General features: G+C 69.2%; 21 protein-coding genes and 1 pseudogene. 14 read left to right on the top strand and 8 right to left on the bottom strand.

Annotated elements, in window-relative coordinates; all coding sequences use genetic code 11:
• Window positions 1-1,722, bottom strand: a complete 1,722-nt coding sequence (gene araD / locus AB0J95_RS47075) for an L-arabinonate dehydratase (RefSeq protein WP_364772830.1) — start codon at window positions 1,720-1,722, stop codon at window positions 1-3.
• A gap of 141 nt (window positions 1,723-1,863) precedes the next feature.
• On the opposite strand from araD, the gene AB0J95_RS47070 reads away from it, so the two are divergent.
• The 4 genes from AB0J95_RS47070 to AB0J95_RS47055 are packed head-to-tail and all read left to right on the top strand — an operon-like array spanning window position 1,864 to window position 6,023.
• Complete coding sequence (locus tag AB0J95_RS47070; RefSeq protein ID WP_364772828.1) at window positions 1,864-3,099, top strand: MFS transporter; 1,236 nt, start codon at window positions 1,864-1,866, stop codon at window positions 3,097-3,099.
• Window positions 3,100-3,116: 17 nt separating this feature from the next.
• On the top strand, window positions 3,117-4,235 hold the full coding sequence (locus AB0J95_RS47065; protein ID WP_364772826.1) for a Xaa-Pro peptidase family protein: 1,119 nt from the start codon (window positions 3,117-3,119) through the stop codon (window positions 4,233-4,235).
• Complete coding sequence (locus tag AB0J95_RS47060) at window positions 4,232-4,690, top strand: Lrp/AsnC family transcriptional regulator (protein WP_364772824.1); 459 nt, start codon at window positions 4,232-4,234, stop codon at window positions 4,688-4,690. The genes AB0J95_RS47065 and AB0J95_RS47060 overlap by 4 nt, the downstream gene beginning before the upstream one ends.
• Window positions 4,691-4,700: 10 nt before the next feature.
• Window positions 4,701-6,023 (top strand): nucleobase:cation symporter-2 family protein, encoded by a 1,323-nt coding sequence (locus tag AB0J95_RS47055; protein ID WP_364772822.1) that lies wholly within the window; start codon window positions 4,701-4,703, stop codon window positions 6,021-6,023.
• On the opposite strand, the gene AB0J95_RS47050 is transcribed toward AB0J95_RS47055, so the two are convergent.
• Window positions 6,005-7,069: a GDSL-type esterase/lipase family protein gene (locus tag AB0J95_RS47050; protein WP_364772820.1), complete on the bottom strand. Its 1,065-nt coding sequence runs from the start codon at window positions 7,067-7,069 to the stop codon at window positions 6,005-6,007. The two genes, AB0J95_RS47055 and AB0J95_RS47050, sit on opposite strands and share 19 nt — an antisense overlap.
• Before the next feature lie 119 nt (window positions 7,070-7,188).
• Here AB0J95_RS47050 and AB0J95_RS47045 point away from each other — a divergent pair, with 119 nt between their 5' ends.
• On the top strand, window positions 7,189-7,704 hold the full coding sequence (locus tag AB0J95_RS47045) for a GNAT family N-acetyltransferase (protein ID WP_364772818.1): 516 nt from the start codon (window positions 7,189-7,191) through the stop codon (window positions 7,702-7,704).
• Here the strand turns inward: AB0J95_RS47045 and AB0J95_RS47040 are convergent.
• Window positions 7,694-8,740: a hypothetical protein gene (locus tag AB0J95_RS47040; RefSeq protein ID WP_364772816.1), complete on the bottom strand. Its 1,047-nt coding sequence runs from the start codon at window positions 8,738-8,740 to the stop codon at window positions 7,694-7,696. The genes AB0J95_RS47045 and AB0J95_RS47040 overlap by 11 nt on opposite strands.
• A 34-nt stretch (window positions 8,741-8,774) precedes the next feature.
• On the bottom strand, window positions 8,775-9,848 hold the full coding sequence (locus AB0J95_RS47035) for a helix-turn-helix transcriptional regulator (protein ID WP_364772814.1): 1,074 nt from the start codon (window positions 9,846-9,848) through the stop codon (window positions 8,775-8,777).
• A gap of 197 nt (window positions 9,849-10,045) precedes the next feature.
• On the opposite strand from AB0J95_RS47035, the gene AB0J95_RS47030 reads away from it, so the two are divergent.
• Window positions 10,046-10,657, top strand: a complete 612-nt coding sequence (locus AB0J95_RS47030) for a hypothetical protein (RefSeq protein WP_364772812.1) — start codon at window positions 10,046-10,048, stop codon at window positions 10,655-10,657.
• A 69-nt stretch (window positions 10,658-10,726) separates the two neighbouring features.
• Here AB0J95_RS47030 and AB0J95_RS47025 read toward each other — a convergent pair whose 3' ends face one another.
• The 3 genes from AB0J95_RS47025 to AB0J95_RS47015 are packed head-to-tail and all read right to left on the bottom strand — an operon-like array spanning window position 10,727 to window position 13,471.
• On the bottom strand, window positions 10,727-11,470 hold the full coding sequence (locus AB0J95_RS47025) for an alpha/beta fold hydrolase (protein WP_364772810.1): 744 nt from the start codon (window positions 11,468-11,470) through the stop codon (window positions 10,727-10,729).
• Window positions 11,471-11,474: 4 nt separating this feature from the next.
• Window positions 11,475-12,167, bottom strand: a complete 693-nt coding sequence (locus AB0J95_RS47020; protein ID WP_364772808.1) for a TetR family transcriptional regulator — start codon at window positions 12,165-12,167, stop codon at window positions 11,475-11,477.
• Between the two features lie 20 nt (window positions 12,168-12,187).
• A complete protein-coding gene (locus tag AB0J95_RS47015; protein ID WP_364772806.1) occupies window positions 12,188-13,471 on the bottom strand; it encodes an ABC transporter substrate-binding protein in 1,284 nt (427 codons plus the stop codon).
• A gap of 123 nt (window positions 13,472-13,594) precedes the next feature.
• On the opposite strand from AB0J95_RS47015, the gene AB0J95_RS47010 reads away from it, so the two are divergent.
• From AB0J95_RS47010 to AB0J95_RS46995, 4 genes are all read left to right on the top strand, one after another.
• A complete protein-coding gene (locus tag AB0J95_RS47010; RefSeq protein WP_364773065.1) occupies window positions 13,595-14,872 on the top strand; it encodes a hypothetical protein in 1,278 nt (425 codons plus the stop codon).
• Window positions 14,869-15,369 carry a metallophosphoesterase gene (locus AB0J95_RS47005; RefSeq protein ID WP_364772804.1) on the top strand — a complete coding sequence of 167 codons (501 nt, stop codon included), beginning with the start codon at window positions 14,869-14,871 and terminating at the stop codon, window positions 15,367-15,369. Before AB0J95_RS47010 ends, AB0J95_RS47005 begins: the two co-directional genes overlap by 4 nt.
• Before the next feature lie 115 nt (window positions 15,370-15,484).
• The gene (locus AB0J95_RS47000) at window positions 15,485-17,269 is read left to right on the top strand and encodes a SpoIIE family protein phosphatase (RefSeq protein WP_364772802.1); all 1,785 of its coding nucleotides are present in this window, start codon (window positions 15,485-15,487) and stop codon (window positions 17,267-17,269) included.
• A 19-nt stretch (window positions 17,270-17,288) separates the two neighbouring features.
• Window positions 17,289-17,591, top strand: coding sequence for an iron-sulfur cluster biosynthesis family protein (locus tag AB0J95_RS46995; protein ID WP_364772800.1), 303 nt, complete (start codon window positions 17,289-17,291; stop codon window positions 17,589-17,591).
• Between the two features lie 65 nt (window positions 17,592-17,656).
• Here the strand turns inward: AB0J95_RS46995 and AB0J95_RS46990 are convergent, their stop codons facing one another.
• On the bottom strand, window positions 17,657-19,141 hold the full coding sequence (locus AB0J95_RS46990; protein ID WP_364772798.1) for a hypothetical protein: 1,485 nt from the start codon (window positions 19,139-19,141) through the stop codon (window positions 17,657-17,659).
• Between the two features lie 144 nt (window positions 19,142-19,285).
• Between AB0J95_RS46990 and AB0J95_RS46985 the strand changes: the two genes are divergently transcribed.
• The 4 genes and pseudogenes from AB0J95_RS46985 (at window position 19,286) to AB0J95_RS46970 (ending at window position 21,774) form a co-directional block, all read left to right on the top strand.
• Window positions 19,286-20,074 carry a helix-turn-helix domain-containing protein gene (locus tag AB0J95_RS46985; protein WP_364772796.1) on the top strand — a complete coding sequence of 263 codons (789 nt, stop codon included), beginning with the start codon at window positions 19,286-19,288 and terminating at the stop codon, window positions 20,072-20,074.
• A gap of 5 nt (window positions 20,075-20,079) precedes the next feature.
• Window positions 20,080-20,433 (top strand): VOC family protein, encoded by a 354-nt coding sequence (locus AB0J95_RS46980; protein ID WP_364772794.1) that lies wholly within the window; start codon window positions 20,080-20,082, stop codon window positions 20,431-20,433.
• Window position 20,434: 1 nt separating this feature from the next.
• Window positions 20,435-20,938: a methylated-DNA--[protein]-cysteine S-methyltransferase gene (locus AB0J95_RS46975; RefSeq protein WP_364772792.1), complete on the top strand. Its 504-nt coding sequence runs from the start codon at window positions 20,435-20,437 to the stop codon at window positions 20,936-20,938.
• Window positions 20,939-20,974: 36 nt separating this feature from the next.
• Window positions 20,975-21,774: pseudogene (locus tag AB0J95_RS46970) on the top strand (IS5 family transposase).
• The last annotated feature ends 147 nt before the right edge of the window (window positions 21,775-21,921 follow it).

Here is a 21,921-nt window from a genome sequence, read left to right as displayed (position 1 = left end):
TCAGGTCGCGTCGGGTTCGGGGGTCTCGCCGCGCGCGGCCAGGAAGTCGAAGTCGCAGCCCTCGTCGGCCTGGAGGATGTGCTCGGCGTGCAACGCGGTGTAGCCGCGCGGGTAGCGGTCGGGTGATGGGGTCCAGGTCGCGAGGCGGGCGGCGAGCTCCTCGGGGCTGATCTCGATGTCGAGGCGGCGGGCCGGGACGTCGAGGGTGATCAGGTCGCCGTCGCGCACGACGGCGAGCGGGCCGCCGACGTGCGACTCGGGTGCCACGTGCAGGACGCATGTGCCGAAGCTGGTGCCGCTCATCCGCGCGTCGGAGATCCGCACCATGTCGCGGACTCCTTGCCGCAGCAGGCGTTTGGGGATCGGGATCATGCCGTGCTCGGGCATGCCCGGGCCGCCCTGGGGGCCTGATCCACGCAACACCAGCACCGAGTCCGCGGTGGCTTCGACGGTGTCGATCCGCGCCTGGAGGTCGGCGTAGGAGTCGAACACCACCGCGGGCCCGGTGTGGCGCAACAGGCGTTCGTCGGCGGCGATGTGCTTGATCACCGCCCCGGCGGGCGCGAGGTTTCCGTTCAACACGGCCAGCCCGCCCTCCTTGGCCAGTGGGTTGTCCAGCGGGCGGATGACCTCGGCGTCGAACACCTCCGCGTGGGCCAGCGACTCGCCCAGCGTCCACCCGCTGGCCACCCGGCGGTCGAGGTGCAGCCACGGCGTCAACCGGGACAGCAACCCCCGCAACCCGCCCGCGTAGTAGAAGTCCTCCATCAGGAACCGGCCGCTCGGCTGGATGTCCGCCAGCACCGGCACGCCGCGGGCGATCTCGTCGAAGTCCGAAAGCGACAGTGCCACCCCGGCCCGGCCGGCCATGGCGATCAGGTGGATCACCGCGTTGGTCGACCCGCCCAGCGCCAGCACGGTGACCACGGCGTCGGTGAACGCTTCGGGGGTCAGCAAAGTGGCCGGGGTCAGGTCCTCCCACACCATCTCCACGATCCGCGCCCCGCTCGCCGCGGCCATCCGCGAGTGCCCGGAGTCGACCGCCGGGATCGACGCCGCCCCAGGCAAAGTCATCCCGAGCACCTCGGCGACGGACGTCATCGTCGACGCGGTGCCCATCGTCATGCAGTGACCGGGGGAGCGGGCCAGGCCGTCCTCCAGCTCCGCCAGCTGCGCCGAGTCGACCAGGCCCGCCCGCTTGTCATCCCAGGCGCGCCACATGTCGCTGCCGCTGCCGAGCGTGCGGCCGCGCCAGTTGCCGCGCAGCATCGGCCCGGCCGGAACGAAGATCGAGGGGATACCGGCACTTGTGGCGCCCATCAGCAACGCGGGCGTGGTCTTGTCGCAGCCGCCCATCAGCACCGCGCCGTCGACCGGGTAGGACCGCAGCAGCTCCTCGGCCTCCATCGCCAGCAGGTTGCGGTAGAGCATGGCGGTCGGCTTCTGGAACGTCTCCCCGCACAACGCGCTCGCCGGCAGCTCGACCGGGTACCCACCCGCCTGCCACACGCCGCGTTTGACCGCCTCGGCCCGTTCGCGCAGGTGGATGTGGCACGGGTTGATCTCGCTCCAGGTGTTCAGGATCCCGATCACCGGCTTGCCCAGATGCTCCTCCGCGCCGATGCCCAGCTGCCGGGTCCGGGTGCGGTGACTGAACGAGCGCAGACCTTCCCCGTTGTACCAACGCGCGCTCCGCAGCTGTGAGGGTGACTTGCGCGCCATCGCGCACCTCCGGCAATTCAAGTAAACGTTTTCAAATTTTCTGTAACCCCCTGTTTAGCACGTCAGACGCGGAAGAGTGAACCGCTTGCCGCAACGTCGGGAGCGTGGTGCAGTGGATCGTTCCTCTCCAGAAGGACGGGTATGAGATCCCTGGTCGCCCTGTTCTGCGCGCTCGGTGTGTCACACGCGGGTTCGGTCATGACGCTGCTGGCGATCCCGTGGCTGGTGCTCCAGAGCACCGGCAGCGGCCTGCAGACCGGGGTGGTGACGGCGACGGAAACCGTTGGCCTGCTTGTGTCTTCGGTTCTTTCCGGGCCTGTGATCGACCGGTTCGGCGCCCGCTCGATGAGCGTCGCGGCCGACTTCGCGGCCATGTTCGCGGTGGGTGCCATCCCACTGGCATACAACACTGTTGGGCTTTCCCTGCCGGTGCTGGCCGTTCTGGCCGGACTGGCCGGGCTCACCAGGGCGCCCGGCGATACGGCCAAACGGGTGTTGTTGCCCGGCGCCGTCCGGGTGGCGAGGACCTCGCTGGAACGGGGGTCGGGGATCGCCGACAGCGTGATCAGATCCGGGCGGATGCTCGGGGCCCCTCTGGCGGGCGCGCTGATCACGATGATCGGTGCGCCCGGCGTGCTTTTACTGGACGCGGTGACGTTCCTGGTCGCCGCGGTGCTGGTGGGCGGTCTTGTCACGGTGCGGATGGACCCGGCGCCGATCAGCAAGGGCTACTTCGGGCGGCTGGCCGAGGGGTTCCGCTATGTCCGGTCCGACCGGCTGATCCTGGCGATGATCAGCACGGTCACGGTGATGAACGCGCTCGACGCGGGGATGTCCACCGTGCTGCAACCCGCGTACGCCGCGTCCCTGCACAGCAGCGTGCTGCTGGGGGAACTGATGGGCGTGTTCGGCCTCGGCGCGGCCGCGGGCAGCATGATCTACGGCTGGTGCGGGTCGCAGTGGTGCCGCTGGTACACCTTCGCGGTGTGCGCGCTGCTGGCCGGGGCGCCGCGGTTCCTGCTGATGTGGCTGGGCCCGAGCGTGCCGGTGCTGCTGGCCGGGTTCTTCGTCTGCGGGCTCGCCGCGGGCAGCCTCAACCCCCTGCTGCTGACCGTCGAGTTCGACCGTGTCCCCGCGCATCTGCGGGCCCGGGTGATGGGCGCGAGCGAGGCCGGGGTGCTGGCGATGATGCCCGCCGGCGCGTTCTTCGCCGGGGTGCTGCTCGACGAGCTCGGCCTGACCGCCACCTTGGTGCTGTTCGCCGCCGTGTACTTCCTGACCACGCTCTGCCCCGTCGCCTTCCGCGTCTGGCGCCAGATGGACCAGCCGTTCCAGGCGCCCGCCACCCCGGCACCGGTGCCGGTTTCCGTCGGCTGACCACTAGTCTCTGGGGTATGTCGTCGACCGCTGTCTTCCGCTCTCGTCTGGACCGTGCCGCGGCCGCCGCCGCTGACGCCGGTTTCGACGCTCTGCTCGTCACGCCCGGCTCGGACCTGCGCTACCTGATCGGCGCGCAGGGCGGGTCCTTCGAGCGGTTGACCTGCCTGGTGCTGCCCGCGGACGGCAGCGCGGCGACGTTGGTGGTGCCCAAGCTGGAGCTGCTGGGCTACGAGTCGGTGCTGGTCGACGGGCTCGGTGTCGAGGCGGCCACCTGGGTGGACGGCGAGAACCCGGCCAAGCTGGCGGCGGGGCTGCTGCGCAACCCCAAGCGGGTGGCGGTCAGCGACTTCACGCCCGCCCTGCACGTGTTCGGGCTGCGGGACGCGCTCGCCGGAGTGGACCAGGCGCTGGCCGGGCCCGTTATCCGGGAGCTGCGGATGCGCAAGGACGACAGCGAGATCGCGTCGCTGCGCGAGGCCGGGGCGGCGATCGACCGGGTGCACGCCCGGATGGCCGAGTTCCTGCGGGCCGGGCGCACCGAGAACGAGGTGGCCGCGGACATCGCCGAGGCGATCCTCGAGGAGGGCCACGCGGTCGCCGAGTTCGTGATCGTCGGGTCCGGCCCGAACGGCGCCTCCCCGCACCACAGCGCCTCCGACCGGGTGATCGAGCAGGGCGACGTCGTCGTGATCGACATCGGCGGCCCGGTGCCGGCCGGCTACAACTCCGACTCGACCCGCACGTACTCGATCGGCGCCCCGCGTGACGCGGATGTCGCCGGCACGTACGCCGTCCTGCAGCAGGCCCAGGCGGCCGCGGTCGCCGCGGTCCGGCCCGGGGTGACCGCGCAGGACATCGACCTGGCCGCGCGCAAGGTGATCGCGGACGCCGGGTTCGGCCAGTTCTTCATCCACCGCACCGGCCACGGCATCGGCCTGGACGTGCACGAGGAGCCCTACATCGTGGACGGCAACGACCTGCCGCTGGAGCCGGGCATGGCGTTCAGCGTCGAGCCGGGGATCTACCAGCCCGGCCGGTGGGGCGCCCGGATCGAGGACATCGTGGTGGTCACCGAGGACGGCGTGGAGTCGTTCAACAACCAGCCGCACGAACTGGTGGTGCTCGGCGAGTGACCGCACCCCACCACCTGGAGCCGCTCGACCAGGCCATCGTGCGGGAGCTGGCCGCCGACGGCCGGCGCAGCTTCACCGACCTGGCCGAGCGCGTCGGCCTGAGCGTGTCCGCCGTGCACCAGCGCGTGCGGCGGCTCGAACAGCGCGGGGTCATCCGTGGCTACACGGCCCGGCTGGACACCGAGGCGATCGGCCTGCCGCTGACCGCGTTCGTGTCGCTGACCCCGATCGACCCGGCCGCCCCGGACGACTACCCGCAGCGGCTGGCGCACATCTCGGAGATCGAGTCGTGCTACTCGGTCGCGGGCGACGAGTCGTACATCCTGTTGGTGCGCGTGCCGTCCCCGGCCGGCCTGGAGGAGTTGCTGCGCCAGGTCCGTGAGGCCGCGAAGGTCTCCACGCGCACGACCGTGGTCCTTTCGACACCGTACGAGGGCCGCCCACCCGCCCTCTAGGGAGGTGCCCGTGGTCCGGGTCAATCGCGAAGCGCATCCGGCGGACCAGCTGCTGCCGGCCGGGCAGATGGCGGCGCTGGGGCTGCAGCACGTGCTGGCGATGTACGCCGGCGCGGTCGCGGTGCCGCTGATCGTCGGCGGCGCGCTGGGCATGTCCAAAGCGGACATCGGCTACCTGATCAACGCCGACCTGCTGATCTCCGGGGTGGCCACGCTGATCCAGTGCCTCGGGTTCTGGCGGTTCGGCGCGCGGCTGCCGCTGATGCAGGGCTGCACGTTCGCCGCGGTCACGCCGATGGTGCTGATCGGCACGACCGGCGGCGGGCTGACCGCGATCTACGGCGCGGTGATCCTGTCGGGCGTGCTGATGATCCTGCTGGCCCCGTTGTGGGGCAAGCTGTTGCGGTTCTTCCCGCCGCTGGTGACCGGGACCGTGATCACCATCATCGGGCTGGCGCTGATCCCGGTCGCGGTGAACTGGGCCGCGGGCGGGGTCGGCGCGCCGTCCTTCGGTGCACCCAAGAACCTGGCGCTCGCGTTGGGTGTGCTGCTGCTTGTGCTGCTGGTGCAACGGTTCGCGCCGCCGATGATCAGCCGGATCTCGGTGCTGGCCGGGATCGTGATCGGCACGGTGGTGGCGATCCCGTTGGGGTTCACCGACTTCTCCGGGATCACGGACGCGCCGGTTGTCGGTGTCAGCACGCCGTTCCACTTCGGACTGCCGACCTTCGAACCGGCGGCGATCGTGGCCATGATCATCGTGATGGCGGTGACCATGACCGAGACCACCGGGGACATCCTGGCGGTGGGGGAGATGGCCGGCCGCCCGGTGGACGGACCGCGGCTGGCCGACGCCCTGCGCGCGGATGGGCTGTCCACTGTGCTCGGTGGTGTGTTCAACACGTTCCCGTACACGGCTTTCGCGCAGAACGTCGGCCTGGTCGGGCTGACCCGCGTGTACAGCCGGTTCGTGGTCGCGGTGAGCGGCGGGATCCTGGTGCTGCTAGGGCTGTTCCCGGTGCTCGGCGAGATCGTCGCCCGGATCCCGGCGCCGGTGCTGGGCGGCGCCGGGGTGGTGATGTTCGGCACGGTCGCGGCGACCGGCATCAAGATTCTGTCCGCAGTGGACTTCACCAGGAGCGGGAACCTCATGGTGGTGGCGGTCTCGCTGGGTGTGGGCCTGATCCCGACCGCCGTGCCGGACATCTACGCGCACTTCCCGGCCTGGTTCCGCACCATCATGGAGTCCGGGATCAGCGCGGGCTGCCTGTGCGCGATCCTGTTGAACCTGTTGTTCAACCACCTGCGTGGACGTCAGAGCAACGCGGCGTGAAGGTTGCCGTCCCGCCCAACCAGGCAGGCGCCTTCCCGGACCGCGGGGAAGGTGATGAACTCGCCGAAGCAGCGGCCGAACTCGGCATAGCCGGTCGCGTTGGGGTGAAACGACTCCTGCAGCGCGTGCGTGGCGCGTTCCTGCGCGCGCAGGTCGGTCCACTCCACGGCCAGCCGTCGGAACCACTCCTCGTCGGGGTTGTCCCGCGAGCACGCCTCGCGGCCCTGCCCGGCCTTGGACAGGTCCAGGAACCGGGTGTTGGCCTCGGTCGCGGCCTTACGCAGCCCTACCGTCAGCGTGGGCACGGCGGTGTCCTTGATCCACTGGAGGTCCTCGGTCCGGAAAGGACACCCGGACAGGTCCTGCAGCCCACCGATGAGGTTCGGCGTCACCGGGGCCGCGTAGGACTGCAGCACCAGCCGGTAGTCGCTGTCCGAGTACCCGGCGCTGCTCATCACTTTCCTGATGTCCTGCAACACCTTCACGACCTTGGGCACCATGGCGTCGATCCGCCGCTGCCACTCCGGCCCCAACGCGTCCTTACAGGACTTCCGCGTCCGGTCGAACCACGCCTCCACACAGCTGTTGAGCGAGTTCGCGAACGACGGGTCGTCGTTGGCGCCCACCGCCACCTGGATCGCCAGCACCCGGTTCTGCCGCGCCACCACCGCGAGCCGGCCTGCCTGCGACGGCTCGGTGTACTGCTTGATGTCACCCAGTCCTATTTGGGCGGAGTTCGCGCCGGAACACGCCAGGCTGATCGTCGCCTGCAACCCGGTCACCAAAGTGTGGTGAATGGACGCATCACGCGACCGGTGACACCAGTCGCCCTTCTCCCCGTTCGTACCCGGCTCGTAGTCACCGGCGCCCTCACCGGAGATCGTGCTGTCACCGAGCGCGACCAGCACCTGCGGCACGTTCTCCGGCGGCCGGGGCAGCGGCGTGGGCGCCTGCTGTTCGTCACCGCCGATGATGAAGTAGGCCCCTACCACGACCGCTACGAGGGCCGGAATGGCGTACAGGGTCCATCGCCGCTTGCGAGTCATCCCGCATAATCCTAGTGGCTACGACCGGAGGGTCCGTCGGGGAGATCGAGGTTCAGGGGTTTTTGCCGGGTCGTTGCGGGCAAGATCTAGGCTGTGCGCGTCCTTGGGAAAGGAAGCCTATGAGCGACGACGACGGGTTGCGGTTCTGGACGGCCCTGCACGCCGACCGCGGGGCGCTGGTCCGGGCTTTCGGTGACGAGGACTTCATCGCCGACCGGCTGGCCCGCCAGGACCGCGGGCACGGCCAGCTGCTGACCGCCTGGCTGCACGAGCAGCTCGTCGGCGAGGTCTACCTGTGGATGGGCGAGGCCGACGAGCCCGAGATCCGCCGGCACCTGCCCGGCGTGCCGCTGCTCAACCACGTCGAGGTCCGCTCGGACCTGCGCAACCGGAGGATCGGCCGCCGGCTGGTCGACGCGGCCGAGCGACGGCTGTACGGCTTCGGCTACGACCGAGTGGCCCTGGCGGTGCGCACCGACAACTACGGCGCCAAGCGGCTCTACGAACGGCTCGGCTACCAGGACTGGGGTCACTCCACGGTCAAGTGCTGGTACGAGGAGCGGCTGGCCGACGGCGAACGCAAGCAGGCCACCGAGACCTGCCACGTCATGGTGAAGAAGCTCGTCAGCGGATGAGGCCGAGCTCGGCCAGGGTCTTCTCCACGCCGAGCTGTTCGGGCGCCACGTTGATGTGCTCGCGCCAGAGTTTCCGGTCCAGCCGCCATGCATCCAAGTAGTCCACGCACAGTTGCGGCTCGATGACCAGGTTCCGGCCTTTGGCGGCCTTCAGTGACTCGATCATGCGTTCCTTCTCCGGCTGCGGTAACGCCGTGTCACCGACGAAGGTGACGATCTCGTCGATGAACTTCAGCCGCCGGGACAGAAACCGGGCCCAGTACGCGTAGTTCGCCGTGTCCAGCCGCTGCGTGTCGTCCAGGAGCATGTACAGGCCCTCGGCGAGCGAGTCACCGAGCTCCTCCGAACGGGCCCGGGTCGGGTCGTGGAACGGGTCGTAGCTCGACTGCTCCACGACGCCGGTGGTGAACGCCGACGGGCGCAGGCCGTGGTCGTTGAGCAGGAAGAACCAGTCGTCGTTGTAGATGTTGGGGAAGAACGAGTTGAACGACTCCACGCCGACCGCGAGCGCCCCGCCGCCGATGAACGTGTCCTGCCGCCCGCCCGCGATCCGGTAGGCGTGGCAGACCACGGAGTTGTCCGGGTAGCCGTTGATCGTCAGCCCGACGCTGGCGAACCGGCCGAGCGAGCCGACCGCGCCGGCCAGGTCGTGCGGGGCCGGGATGTCGATGTCGTCGTCCAGGAACACCACGTGCTCCCAGCCGACCATCCGGGACAGCAGCAGGCCGAAGTTGCGCTTCTGGCTGGTGTCCGTGCGCCGGTCGAACTTGGTGTCCCGCAGCAGGTTCGTGGTGGCGAACTCGGGCACGTGCTCGCCGATCTCGGTGGCGTCGACCGCGATCAGGTCGGCCAGGCCCTCCCGCGCCGCCAGTGCGCGCACATCGGCCGCCGTTGAGCTGCGGCTGCTGATGGTGACCAGCGTGCATTGGTGGTATTTGGCCAGTTTCATCGCGGACTGGAGATAAGCGACCGGGCGGCCGGTCGGCACGATGATGGCGTCGACGGTGGCGGGCACCGGGTTGTGGACCGTGTCCACCAGTTGGCGGTGTGACCCGTGATGATGCGAAGTGTCAGCCTGCGCCTCGCCTGCCCGCCAGCTCACGCGTGCCCTCCTGCCACTCGAACAGCCGAGATTCCGGCAATGTCCAGTCTGGGGTCAACACCTGGGTCTTGACCACCCTCACCCGGCTGATGATGAAGAACTGGCGCGAGGTGCCGAATCGTTCGCGCAGGAACCCGTCGTTGCGGTCACGGAACCTCGGATCGGTGAGAGCGCGTACGACACCATACGTTCCCCGCCCGTACATACCGTAGCAAATCGTGACGGTTCGCTTCTGGTTGAACGGGTTCGGGCCGCGGTAGAACAGCGCCACGTCCTCGGCCAGCTGCCCGTTCTCGAGCAGCTTGGGCACGATGGACCGGCCGCCCGCCTCGAACCCGCCCGGGTCGTCCTCGGTCTCCCGTTCCAGGCTGGTGATCGGCAGGTCGATGGTCTTGAGCAGCTCCTCGGTGAGGAAGTTCCAGTCGGTGCCGCCGAGCACGATCAGGTGACCGGTGAAGTCGTCGGGGTTGAAGTCGCGGTCGGCGGCCTTGTACTCCACCGAGTTGGCCGGGTTGGTGGCGCGGACGTGGCCGTGCAGTTCGAACAGGGCGTCGAGGTCGGCGTAGGTGTAGAGCGAGACGTAGTCGGGGTTCTCCGGGTTGGCGTAGACGAAGTTGCGGTGCAGCTTGGCGGGCAGCTGCGCGCACACGATCGTCACGTCGTGGTTGACCGGGAACCGCCACATGCCGTCGGTCGCCGGGGGCAGGTCCGGCGCCGGGGCGACGGGCGGCGGCTCGTCGCGCAGCCGGATCAGGTCCTGCAGCAGCTGTTCGCGGGCGGTGAGCTCGTCCTCGGACAGCTTGGTGAGCGGAAGCACCCGGTAGGGCTCGGATTCCACCGATCGGGGGGTGGCGAAGAACGTCGCGTAGGCGTTGAGCCGCCTGGTCGGCACGACCGCCTTGTCCGGCGTCTCGTAGGCGGAGATCGACGCGACGCTCAGCCCGAGGGCGTCGGCCAGCTGCTTCTGCGTGAGGCTCAACCAGGTCCAGTGCCGCTCCCGCAGGGCGCGCAGACGTTCGGCCAGGTTTCCGCTGCCACTCACCGGTGTCACCCTTCCAGTGAACTCGGGTGTTCTTCAGTGTGAATCTGTAAATTCAGTTTTCTTCAGTTGGAGTTGAGTCTTCTGGACCCGATCTCCGGCGTGTACAGTTGGGAACCACAGCGTAGCAGACATGATCTGACGCAGCTGAAATTTACTGAAGTTCAGGACAAGGGCGCAGCGACCGAGAGGGGGTCGTCATGACCGCACTTCCTGTGCTCCCCAGGCACCGGGCCATCATCGCGGTGGATGTCGAGGGATCCACGCACAGAACGAACGTGGGCCGGGCGCAGTTGCGCGACGCCATGTACGACCTGCTCGAGCGGTCGCTGGAGATGGCCGGGATCTCCGAGCAGTACCGCGATCTCTACGACCGGGGTGACGGAGTGCTCGTGCTGGTCCGGCCGGTGGACGACCTGCCGAAGACCACGCTGCTCACCACCGTCGTCCCCACCCTCAGCGACCTGTTGTGCCAGCTGGAGTTCGAGCGGCCGCAGGACAGTTTCCGGATGCGTGCGGCGATCCACTCCGGCGAGGTCCACTACGACAAGCGGGGCGTGTACGGCGAGGACGTCGACATCACCTGCCGGCTGCTGGATGCCCCCGAGGTGAAGGGAAAGCTGCGCGCCACCACCGCCCCCATGGTCCTCGTGGTGTCCGAGCAGATCTACATGTCGGTCATCCGCCACGACTACGACGGCATCGACCGCACCACCTACCACCGCCTCACCCAGGTCCGCCTCGGCGACGGCTGGCACCAGGGCTGGGTTCACGTCCCCGCGGTCACCACCCACCACCAACTGGCGGGCTGAAGTCCACTGAAGTCCGGCGTTTGAGCCGACGGTTCGGAGCGTATCGCCCTGAAGTTTCCTGAAGGGACTTCAGGGGCGGATCTCGGCGAGGTGGGCGGTGATCTGCCGAAGGATCGCGGGGGTGTTGGTGTCGATGTAGAAGTGGTCGCCCGGGTAGGTGTGGAGGTCGAACTTGCCGGTGGTGTGGACCGACCAGGCCTGGGCTTGGGCGGCGGTGACCTTGGGGTCCTTGTCGCCGACGAGGGCGTAGATGGGGCAGGCGACCTTGGCCTCGGTGGTGTTGGTGTACGTCTCGATGGCGCGGTAGTCGTTGCGGATCGCCGGCAGCACCATCTCCTGGATGTCCGGGTCGTCCAGCAGCTGCGAACCCGCGCCGCCCAGGCGTTTCACCTCCGCGATCAACGCCTTGTCCGGCAGCTTGTAGGTAGCGTCGTCCACCCTCTGGCTGGGTGCGCGGCGGGCCGAGGCGAACAGCGCGGCCGGGCCCGCGCCCGCCTTTTCCATCCGCTGCGCCAGTTCGAACCCGATGGTCGCGCCCATGCTGTGCCCGAACAGGGTGACCGGCCGGTCCAGCCACGGCCGCAGCGCCACCATCACCGCGTCCGCCATCGCCGGCACCGTCTCCACGAACGGGTCCATCCGGCGGTCCTGCCGCCCTGGGTACTGCACCGCGATCACGTCCACACCAGGCGACAACGCCTTGGCGAACCCCAGGAAGTAGCTCGCGGCACCGCCCGCGTGCGGCAGGCACACCAGCCGGGTCGGCGCGTCCGGCGCCGGGACGAACCTGCGGATCCACGCGTCGGCGGTCATGTGTTCATCCTGCCAGCTCGGCCAGACGCCGCTCCAGGCCGTCGAGGCAGCGTTCGGTCGCGTACCGGAACACCTCGTCGTGGAACCCGGCCAGTGCCTCCGGGCTGCTGCTCAGCCGCGCCACGAGGTGGCCGACCGCGGCCATGCCAGGCAGGTCCTCGCGCTCCCGGTACGGCAGGTAGAACGGGCTGTTGCTCCTGCCGCGGCCGGGGTTGTCCTGCATCGCGATGTACTGGCACGCGGTGGACATCAGCACGTTGTAGGCCAGCACGCTCTCCGCGCCGAACCCGGCCTCCTGCAACAGCCGCACGCCGAGGTCGATGGTGACCGCGGCGGCCTCGACCGGCGGCCCGTACATCGCCAGCCGGTACGCGGTGCCGGGATAGGACCTCAGCACCCTGCGGTGGTTGTCGAGCATGGTGGAGAACCATTCGCGCCACGGCAGGGTTTCCGGCGGGGTCTCGACCTCGAGGATGACCCGTTCCAGCACCAGCGCGACGACCGCCTCCCGGTCACCCACGTGGTGGTACACCACCGCGGGCGAGGCCCCGATCTCCGCCGCGAGCTGCCGCAGCGTCCAGTTCTCCAGGCCGCGCTCCGCGGTCAGCCGGACCGCCGAGTCCACGATCTGCTCGACCGTGATCGCGGGCAGACCAGCGCCGTTGCGGGACCGCGGCCGGTGCGGAAGGTCCACCATGACCTGACAGTATCCGCCGGCTACAGGGAGATCGCCGCGAGATCGATCCCGTGTGCCGCGGTGGCGGCGACATCTCGCACGCGCGGGCTCCAGATCGCGTGCCCGTGTGCGGTCCACAACGGGATCACCGGCAGATCGCGCAGGATCTGGTTCTCCGCGAGCCGGTACTGCTGGGCCCGTTCCGCCGGATCGGCGGAGGCCGCGGCGGCGTCCAGGAACTGTTGCACCGAAGGAACTCCCAGCTGGGTGAAGAACTCGTACGGGCTCAGGCTGTCCACGCGCAGGTCCTTCTGCTCGATCTTGACGCCGGACTTGGTGTCGACGCCCAGCACCGAACGCACCTGGTCGGCTACCGGCCCCGCCTTCAACGCAACGGAGGTCAGACCGGACTGGGCCTTCAGCGACTTCGCCGCGGCCGCGTCGAGGTTGCACGCCCGGCAGGCGCCGGACCGTTCACCGGGCGCCAGCGCGGGCGGGATCAACGCGGTGGCGGCGTCGACCTGGTTGTCCATCGGCCCGGCGGCCAAAGCCTTGCGGTCCAACGACATCGACACCGCGAACCGGGCGGCGGCCTCCGGCGCGTCCGCCCCGAACGACAGAACCGCCGACCGCGGCCGGGGCCAGATCGCGTGCCGGTCGGCGAAGTCCTTGTGCATGGCGTCATGCCGGGAACCGGGCACGACCAGCGACATGTCCAGCGTCCCGGCGGCGACCTCGTCGTAGGCCTTGGCGGGATCATCGAAAAGGCGGACCTCGACCACGTTGACCTTGCCCGGGGCCTTCGCCATCCGCACGAGCCGCCATGGGTCCCCCGGCTGGCGCGGATCCAGCATGAACGGGCCGTTGCCGGCCTCCGGCTTGTCCCAGCGGACCGGCAGCGAGCGCTCCGACGCCAGCATGGCGGGGACCTCGCTCATCGGCTGGGCGAACACGACCTGGATGGTCTGCCGATCCACGGCGGTGGCGACGCCGCCCGGCAGCGGGTGGAGCATCGCCCAAGCGTCCACATAGGACTGCGCGGTGACCGGCGCGCCGTCGATGTACTTGTCCGGCTTGAGTTTGATGGTCCACGTCTTGAGATCGGTGGACGTCACCGACTCGGCCGCGCGTGGGGTGACCTTGCTGGTCGTGGGGTCGTAGTCGATCAGGGGAGTCCACAACGCGAAGTTGAACGACGGCTCATCCAGTATCGGCGTGTTCGGGAACCCGATCCGCAGCACGCCTTCCGGCGGCGGGGGCGGCGGGGAGTCAGTGCATGCCGTGGCCAGCAACGCCGCCGCGACCAGGACGACCGTCAATCGCATGCGGCACTTCCTATCAGACGGAAACTTTCGCGGTACGACGAAAGTACGTTGTGTGCGGGTGATGCCGGTCCTAGTGTGGCTTTCGTGCGTAACTGGGTGGTCACTGTCGCTTTGTCCGCCACCATGCTCACTGTCGGGTCGGTGGCGCCCGCGATCGCGTGTGAGGACGTGCCGCACCACGCGGCGCCGCAGGCCAAGGTCGCGGGTGCGCCCGAGGCGATCAAGAACGTCAAGCTGCTGGCCAACCTGCCGGAGGCGCAGGGCGCGATCTCGATCAGCTTCCTGCAGTACGGCTGGCGCGACGTGATGATGGTGTCCGGCGAGTTCGGCCTGAAGGCCTACGACCTGGCCAACCCCGCGAAGCCCAAGCTCGTCGGCGAGCTGAACCTGCCGGGGATGTGGGAGACCGAGAACACCGAGGTCGACCAGAAGCGCAAGCTGGTCTTCCTGTCCCGCGACCCCAGAGCGTTCGGCGGCAACACGCACACCGGCGAGTCCGGCATCTACGTCGTGGACGCGTCGAAGCCCGAGAACCTCAACGTGCTCAGCTACGTCAAGGTCCCCACCGGCCACACCACCAGCTGCATCAACGAGTGCAAGTACGTCTGGACCGGCGGCCCGGCCAAGGCCGATGACCAGCCCGCGGACTGGGGCGGCCGGCCGATCTTCGTCACCGACATGCGCGACCCGCGCCACCCCAAGGTCAACCCGAACCCGATCGAGCTGGCGCGCAACGACGGCAAGACCGACTACGTGCACGACGTCCAGGTCGACGAGATGGGCATCGCCTGGGCGTCCGGCCGGGGCGGTGTGCGCGGCTACTGGACCGACGGCGTGCACAAGGACCCGACGACCGGCAAGTTCCGCAAGGCGACTGCGGTCAACCCGGTGCCGTACGCGGGTGGCGGCCTGTCGGAGCTGACCGCGCCCTCGAAGTTCATGCACAACAGCTACCGCCCGATCGACGGCCATGGCCGCTGGGGCCGCAGCGACCTGCTGTTCGTCACCGAGGAGAGCTTCAACGACGGCTGTGCCACCGACGGCATCCTGGTGATCGCCTCGCTGAAGGGCTCGTACAACGGCGAGGGCTGGCGGTCCACCCCGGACAAGCCGTTCCGGCTCAACACCGTCGGCAGCTGGGGCGTCGCCGGTCAGGAGGGCAGCGACCCGGCCTCCGACGACTGCTCAGCGCACTACTTCGACGTGCGCGGCGACGTGCTGGTGCAGTCGTTCTACGCGCAGGGCACCCGGTTCCTGGACATCAGCGACCCGACCAACCCGCGGCAGATCGCCTACCACCGGGCCGCGGACGCCCAGTCCTGGCAGCCGGTCTGGCACAAGGGCCTGGTCTACGTCGCCGACAACGCGCGCGGCATCGACATCCTTAAACTCACCGTGTGAAGCTGCTGCTCATCGCCGACACGCACGTGCCCAAGCGGGCCAAGGACATGCCCGCGCAGGTCTGGCAGGCGGTGAGCGAGGCGGACGTCGTGCTGCACGCCGGTGACTGGGTCGATGTGTCGTTGCTGGACCAGCTGGAACAGCGGGCCGCCAGGCTGATCGGCGTCTACGGCAACAACGACGGCCCTGAGCTGCGTGCGCGGTTGCCTGAGGTGGCGCGTGCTGAGCTGGGCGGCCTGCGGTGGGCGATGGTGCACGAGACCGGCCAGGCCAAGGGCCGGGAAGCCCGCTGCGCCGCCGAGTACCCGGATGCCGACGTGCTCGTGTTCGGCCACAGCCACATTCCCTGGGACACGACGGCGGCCAACGGATTGCGCCTGCTCAACCCCGGTTCGCCGACCGACCGGCGCCGCCAGCCCGCGTGCACGTACATGACCGTAGTGGCCGGGCACGGCGAGCTGTCCGGAGTGACGCTGCACGAACTGCCCGGGAAATGATGTTCACCGGTTTACCATGCGGCACAACGGGGTACACCCGGCCCGGGGCGTGAGAACCGCCTGATGAGGAGGCGAGGCTCTCGTGGGACCTGGACATGGGGGCGACCCGTCCGACGTGGCACGAGCCTTCGAGCATCTGCCGGCGGCGACCTGGCTGCTCGACGGGCCAGAGCACGTCGTGGTCGCCGCCAACCGGGCGGCGCGCGTGAGTGTGGGCGATGTCGACCTGCAGGGGATGCCGATCCGGCTGGCCGGACCGGCCCTGCCGGGTGCGCACCTGCTGCGGATGCTCGACGACGTCTACACCTCGGGCGAGCCATTGTCGGTCGAGGAACCCGACGCGTTCGTGAGTGTGCAGCCGCTGACCGGTCCTTCCGACGAAGTGACCGGTCTCGTCGTCCAGGTGGTCGATCTGGGCCGCCCGGACCGGCGCACCGAGCACGAGATCACCCTGGACCTGCAACGGGCCGTGCTGCCCGACGGGCTGCCGGTGCTGCCCGAGGTCAGCATGTCCGCCGTGTACCAGCCGGCCGGCACCGAGGCGGGCGGGGACTGGTTCGAGGTGGTCCCGATGCCGCGCCGGCGCCTCGGCCTCGTGCTGGGCGACGTCGTCGGGCACGGCGCCACCGCGTCCGCGATCATGGGCCAGCTGCGTGCCGTCGCCGCCGAGCGTCTTTCGCTGGGCGGCGATCTGCGTGAGGTCGTGACCGCCTTGGACGCGTTCGCAGCCGGCACGCCGGACGCGCGGGGTGCCACGGTGTGCGTGGCGATCCTGGACCGGCACAGCGGGATGCTGGAGTACTGCACGCGCGGGCACCCGCCTCCGCTGGTGGTGAGCGCGGACGGGGGCACGCGGGTGCTGCCGCAGCCCAGCCTGCCGCCGCTGGCGTTCGGTGAGGGCGAGTTCATGGCCGCGGACGACACCATGTGGCCGGGGGAGACGATCGTTCTGTACTCCGACGGTGTGGTCGAACGACCCGGGCGCACCATCGTGGACGGGATCGCCGAGCTGGCCGCGTCCGCCGGCACCATCGTGCGGCAGAACGGCGCCGGCCCCCGTGACCTGGCCGACCGGATCTGCCACGGCGCGATGGACCAGGTCAAGGGCAGCCGTGACGACGCCAGCATGCTGGCCGTGACCGTGTTGCTGCCGTTCGTCGAACCACTGGTGCTGTCGGTGCCCGCGGACCCCGGCAGGCTCACCGAGGTCCGTCGTCGCCTGGGTCTCTGGCTGGCCGACCTGCGGCTGACCGAGGACGACCTGGTCGCCGTCGAGCTGAGCGTCATCGAGGCGGTCACCAACAGCATCGAGCACGCCTACGGCGGCGCGGACGGGATCGTGCACGTCGAGGCGTCCCTGGACGACCTGGGCCGGATCCAGCTGACCGTGTCGGACACCGGCGTGTGGAAGCCGCCGAACGGCGAACCCGGCTTCCGCGGCCGCGGCCTGCTGATGATCCGCGAGTCCATGGACCACATGCGGCTGGCGCACACGTCCAAGGGGACCGTGGTGGACATGGCCAAGGTGGTCCGCCGCCCGGTCCGCTCGGTCGTCCCGCGGGTCTCCCCGGCCAGGGACGACACCCTGAGGATCAACACCGTCAACGACACCGACGCCCTGTGCATCACGGTGAGCGGCGCGCTGGACACGGTGACCGCGCCCCGGCTGCGCAGCGCGCTGCTCGAGGCCGCGCGCGGCGGACGGCTGCCGATCACCCTCGTCCTCGACGAGGTGACCGTGTTCGGCAGCGCCGGTCTGCGGGTACTCACCGAGCAGGGACGGCGGTTGCAGGACGCCGGGCGTCAACTGCGGGTTGTCGCGGCGCCCGCATCCCCAGCTGGAAATGTTTTGGCGATCAGCGGCGTGGATATGTTGCTGGATGTACGTCCGAACTCATGAACAGCGAAGGGAATCCCTCATGCTCGCAGTCACGGACGCCGCCGCCCAGGCCATCGAGGCGCTGACCAGCTCGGAAGCGACGACCGACGGGGGCCTGCGGTTCAGCTTGCAGTCCAGCCAGGACTCCAGCGCCCAGCTGGCCCTGGCCGTCACGCCGCGGCCGGAGGAAGGCGACCAGGTGGTCACCGCGGACAACGGCGCCCATGTCTTCGTGGACCAGGGCGCGGCCCAGTTCCTCGACGACAAGGTTCTCGACGTGCAGCGCAACGCCGACGGGGAGGTCGCGTTCGCCCTCGAGGCCCAGCAGCCACCCCGGGCCTGACTGTCCGGACCCAGGAGGCACGGGCTGAAGGCGGGCGTGGCGGTCGCCTTCAGCCCGGCCTGTCCCTAGGTGAGTTCGATCAGCGGGAACGCCCGGTGCCGCCGGGGCGGGATCAGGTAGTTCTGCCTGCGCGTGGCGGTGGTGAACCGCTCCAGGCCGTGATCCTCCTCCTCCAGGTCGAACTCCTCCAGCAGGTCCACAGCGGACTGGTTGCGGCGCAGGTCGGCGAAGAAGTCAGCGCTCGGGAAGAACCCGGAGAACTGCAGCTTCGGCGTGTTGCGCCCGGTCGTGGTGTCCATGGCGTCGAAGCCGGGACCGTCGATGCGGATGTGGATCGGCCGCCCGTCGCTGGTCCGGCCGCTGCGGTGCAGCGCGGAGATGTGACCGATCCGGCCGAACTGCTGCGCGCTCGTGCGGGCGTAGCCGGCACCGCGGAACCGGTTGGGCAGGAACGAGCCGAGCGTCTGGTTGCGCGGCCCGCCGCCGTTGCGGAACGGGTCGGCGTCGCCCTGGATCTGCGGCGGCGACTCGAACATGTACTGCAGCCGCTCCTCGAACGGCTCCCGGGTGTCGTCGCCCGGCTCCTCCGGCGGCGTTCCGTCGAAGTAGAACTGCCGCAGGTCGAGCAGAACGTGCGACAGGTGCTGGATGGCGCCGTTGTCGAAGTAGCTGCCGGGCTGGGCGGTGGTGAGCTTGATGCCGTGCCCGCCGGCGAAGGTGACGTCCGGCGCGGGGGCACTGGCGTCGACCTGCTGGTCGGCGAACCCCATCCACATGGGCGAGAACGGGTTCACGAAGTCCTTGAAGATCAGGTTGTTCTGGTCGGCGATGTTCCTCGGCAGTCCCATCTGGACGAACATGGCCCTGGTCGAGGTGATCGTCATGCCCGCGTCGAACCGCGGCGAGGTGACCGGCCGGCCGACCAACCTGTCGCTGCCCTGGAGGAACCGGACCACATCGGCCACGAAGGACGAGTCGTCACCGCGGACGGTGAACAGAATGTCGTTGTCCTCCAACCGGAGTGGCACCCTGAACTCGGGGCGGCGCAGCTGGAAGGTGTGCCCGCCGGGCGCGATGTCGCTGGGGCTGGCCACCGCGCGCTTGAGCACCGGCTGGTTGCCGGCCAGCGTGCGCGGCATGTTCGCGCTGACCACGTTGGCGGGCAACCGGTTGAAGTAGTTGTCGCTGTAGGCGACGTGCGTGAAGATGCCGCCGGAGGCGTACGGGTAGTTGGCCTCGATCGCGCGCAGCGCGCTCTCCATCCGGCCGGCGTCCGCTTTGGACGGTGTGCGGGCCAGCCGCGCGGTCACGAACGCCGTGTTGATGGGCGGCATCCCGGCCAGGATCCCGTCGAACGTCCGGGCGGGCGGGCAGAAGGCGCCGATGTCGAACTGGATGTCCGGGAAGGCGATCTCCTCGGCGATCGCCTCACGCTGCGGGATCCAGGCGAGCTTGTCCAGCATCGCCAGCGTTCCCAGGGCGCCGGCGAAGCCACCACCGGCGCGCAGCAGGTTTCTTCTGGACAGGGGTGACCCCGAAGGTGTGGTCACGATGACCTCCGCGCAGGGTACGGGGTTTCGTTTGCGATCAAGTTAGGACGCGGGGTACCCCTCGGCCATGACGAATAAGACCTAGGTGTAGGCCGGTTCACCTAGGGCCCGGAATTGTCGGTGGGCTGGTCTAGCGTGGCCGTCATGCGCACCACTTCGCTGCTCGCCTCGGCGCCGGATTTCACCGTCCGGGCCGTGACCTGCCGTGATGACCGGAAATCCTGGTCGGCGCCGGAGGTCCGGACCGACTTCGGGGTCGTGCTGGCCCGGCGCGGGCGGTTCAGCTGGTCCTCGCGCGGGCAGGTGGTCGAGGTCGATGCCACCGTGGGATATCTGAGCGTACCCGGTTGCGCGGAACGGTTCGCCCACCCGGCCGGGGGAGACGAGTGTACCGGTGTCTCGTTCAGCGGTGCACTGTGGCGGACGGACGTTCATCCGGTGATCTATGTGGACGCCCGGCTCGATCTGGCGCACCGGCGGCTGTTGCGGTCGGTCCGGTCCGGTGATGTGTCCTTCGCGGTGACGGAGGAGTTACTCGGGTTGCTCGCGGTCGCGTCTCGTTCACCGGTCCTGGCGCTGTCGGGTGACCGGGCGCTGCTCGCCGCCGCGCGGGAGGCGGTGCTGGCGTTCGATCCGGCCGCTCGCGGGCTGATGCCGCTCGCGGCCTGGCTTGGCGTGTCGCCGTACCGGCTGAGCCGCGTGTTCACCCGGTCACTGGGTGTTTCGCTGACCCAGTACCGCAACCGGGTGCGCGTCGGGCGGGCGCTGGACCGGCTGGAGGCGGGGGAGCGTAACCTCGCCGTGCTCGCGGCCGATCTCGGGTTCGCCGACCAGGCGCACCTCACCCGGACGATGCGCGCGCACCTCGGGTCGACGCCGCGGGCGCTGCTGCAAGAATCTTCAATACCCGCACGTTCTTCCGGGACAGGCTGACAGGCATGAACAAACTCAGTGCCATCGTGCTCGACTGCCCGGACCCGGTCGCCTTGGCGTCCTTCTACAGTGTCCTCACCGGGTGGGACGTGTCGTCGTCGACCGCCGACTACGCCACGATCTCTTCCGGTTCGGTGGATCTGGCGTTCCAGCGGATCGAGGACTTCACCGCGCCCGCGTGGCCTTCGTCGGCCAAGCAGGTGCACATCGACGTGACCGTGTCCGATGTGGCCGTTGCCGAGAAGGAGCTGTTGGCGTTGGGCGCCACCAAGCCCTCGTTCCAGCCCGGCGGCGGCGAGTGGACCGTGCTCGCCGACCCCGCCGGGCACATGTTCTGCCTGGTTCCCGGAGGAGAGTGAGATGACCACGGCGGTGCTGGTGACTCCGGTGGGGCGCCTACGCGTCCGGACCACCGATCTCGGCCTGGCCGACATCGGCTGGACCACCGCACCGCCAACACCGCCGTCTACTCACGACATCGTCGCGCAGCTGCAGGAGTACTTTCGGGGGGAGCGGCGGCGGTTCGACGTGCCCATCGACTGGGGGCGGACCGCGGGCGTGCAGCGGGAGATCCTGGAGACCCTTTACGCCACAGTGGACTATGGCAGCGCCATCACTTACGGGGAGTTGGCGGCGCGCAGCGGGACTGGGATTCCCGCGCGTGGCATTGGTTCGGTCATGGGCAGCAATCCCATTCCCATTGTTGTGCCGTGCCATCGTGTCGTGGCCGCTGATGGGCTGGGTGGGTACAGCGGCGGCACTGTCAGGAACCACCTTGAGGTCAAAAGGTGGCTTCTGACAATGGAAGGCGCTCTTCCGCCTACTTTGGATTGGGATCCTGATGGCATCGCGTTGATCGGTTGAGCTTTAAGGTCCTGACAGAATGGATCTTGGAGTAGGTTGATCAACATCGGTGTTGAGCTGCGTGTGCTGCCGGTGGTGCCGAGCCGGGCGGATCACCCGGGCCGTAGGCGGCTGGATGACCGCAAGGCCTTTGTGTGGCGTCCTGTTCGTGCTCTACGCGGGCATCCGTGGGAGTTCCTGCCACAAGAGCTGGGCTTCGGCTCCGGCATGACCTGCTGGCGACGGTTGCGTGACTGGAACGAGGCCGGGGTCTGGCAACGCCTGCACGAAGGCTTGCTGGCCGACCTGCACGCCGCGGGCGGACTGGACTTGTCCCAGGGCGGTGGTCGCCGGGTCCCGCGTGCGGGCGTTGAAGGGCGGCCCAAAGCGGGACCGAGCCGGTCGACCGTGCCCGCACCGGCTCGAAACACCATCTGATCACCGAGGCGCACGGCATCCCGCTGGCTGTCATCCTGACCGGCGGCAACCGCAACGACGGCACCCAGTTGCTGCCGTTGATCGAGGCGATCCCGCTGGTCCGTGGCCGACGCGGGCGTCCCCGGCGGCGGCAGGACACGATCTGCGCTGATCGCGCCTACGACCACGACAAGTACCGCAAGCTGGTGCGAGAGAAAGGCATCACGCCGTTGTTCGCCCGCCGCGGCGTTGAGCATGGCTCTGGCCTGGGTGCGCATCGGTGGGTGGTCGAGCAAAGCTTCGCGCTGCTGCACTGGTTCCGGCGCCTGCGTACCCGCTGGGAGATCCGCGACGACATCCGTCAGGCGTTCCTCAGCCTCGCTTGCGCCATCATCTGCTGGCGCCGCCTACGGAACCTGTCATTGAGTAGAAGTTCTTAGGTGGGTGGAAAGAGCGCTCGCCGCGCGGCAGCGCCACCCAGAGGGGGGTTCACCGTGCCCTGTCCCTCCGGTATGGCCTGCCCGGAGGGAATCACATCTGTCAAGTGGGGGCCGGGTTTCCAGCGGGGTGCCGGTCCGTATGGCTTG

Origin of the sequence: Actinocrispum sp. NPDC049592, assembly GCF_040675465.1 — a bacterium.
In the GTDB taxonomy this organism is placed as follows: domain Bacteria; phylum Actinomycetota; class Actinomycetes; order Mycobacteriales; family Pseudonocardiaceae; genus Kibdelosporangium.
The sequence above is the reverse complement of the archived record's forward strand: the minus strand, read 5'-3'. Positions and strand labels throughout refer to the sequence as shown.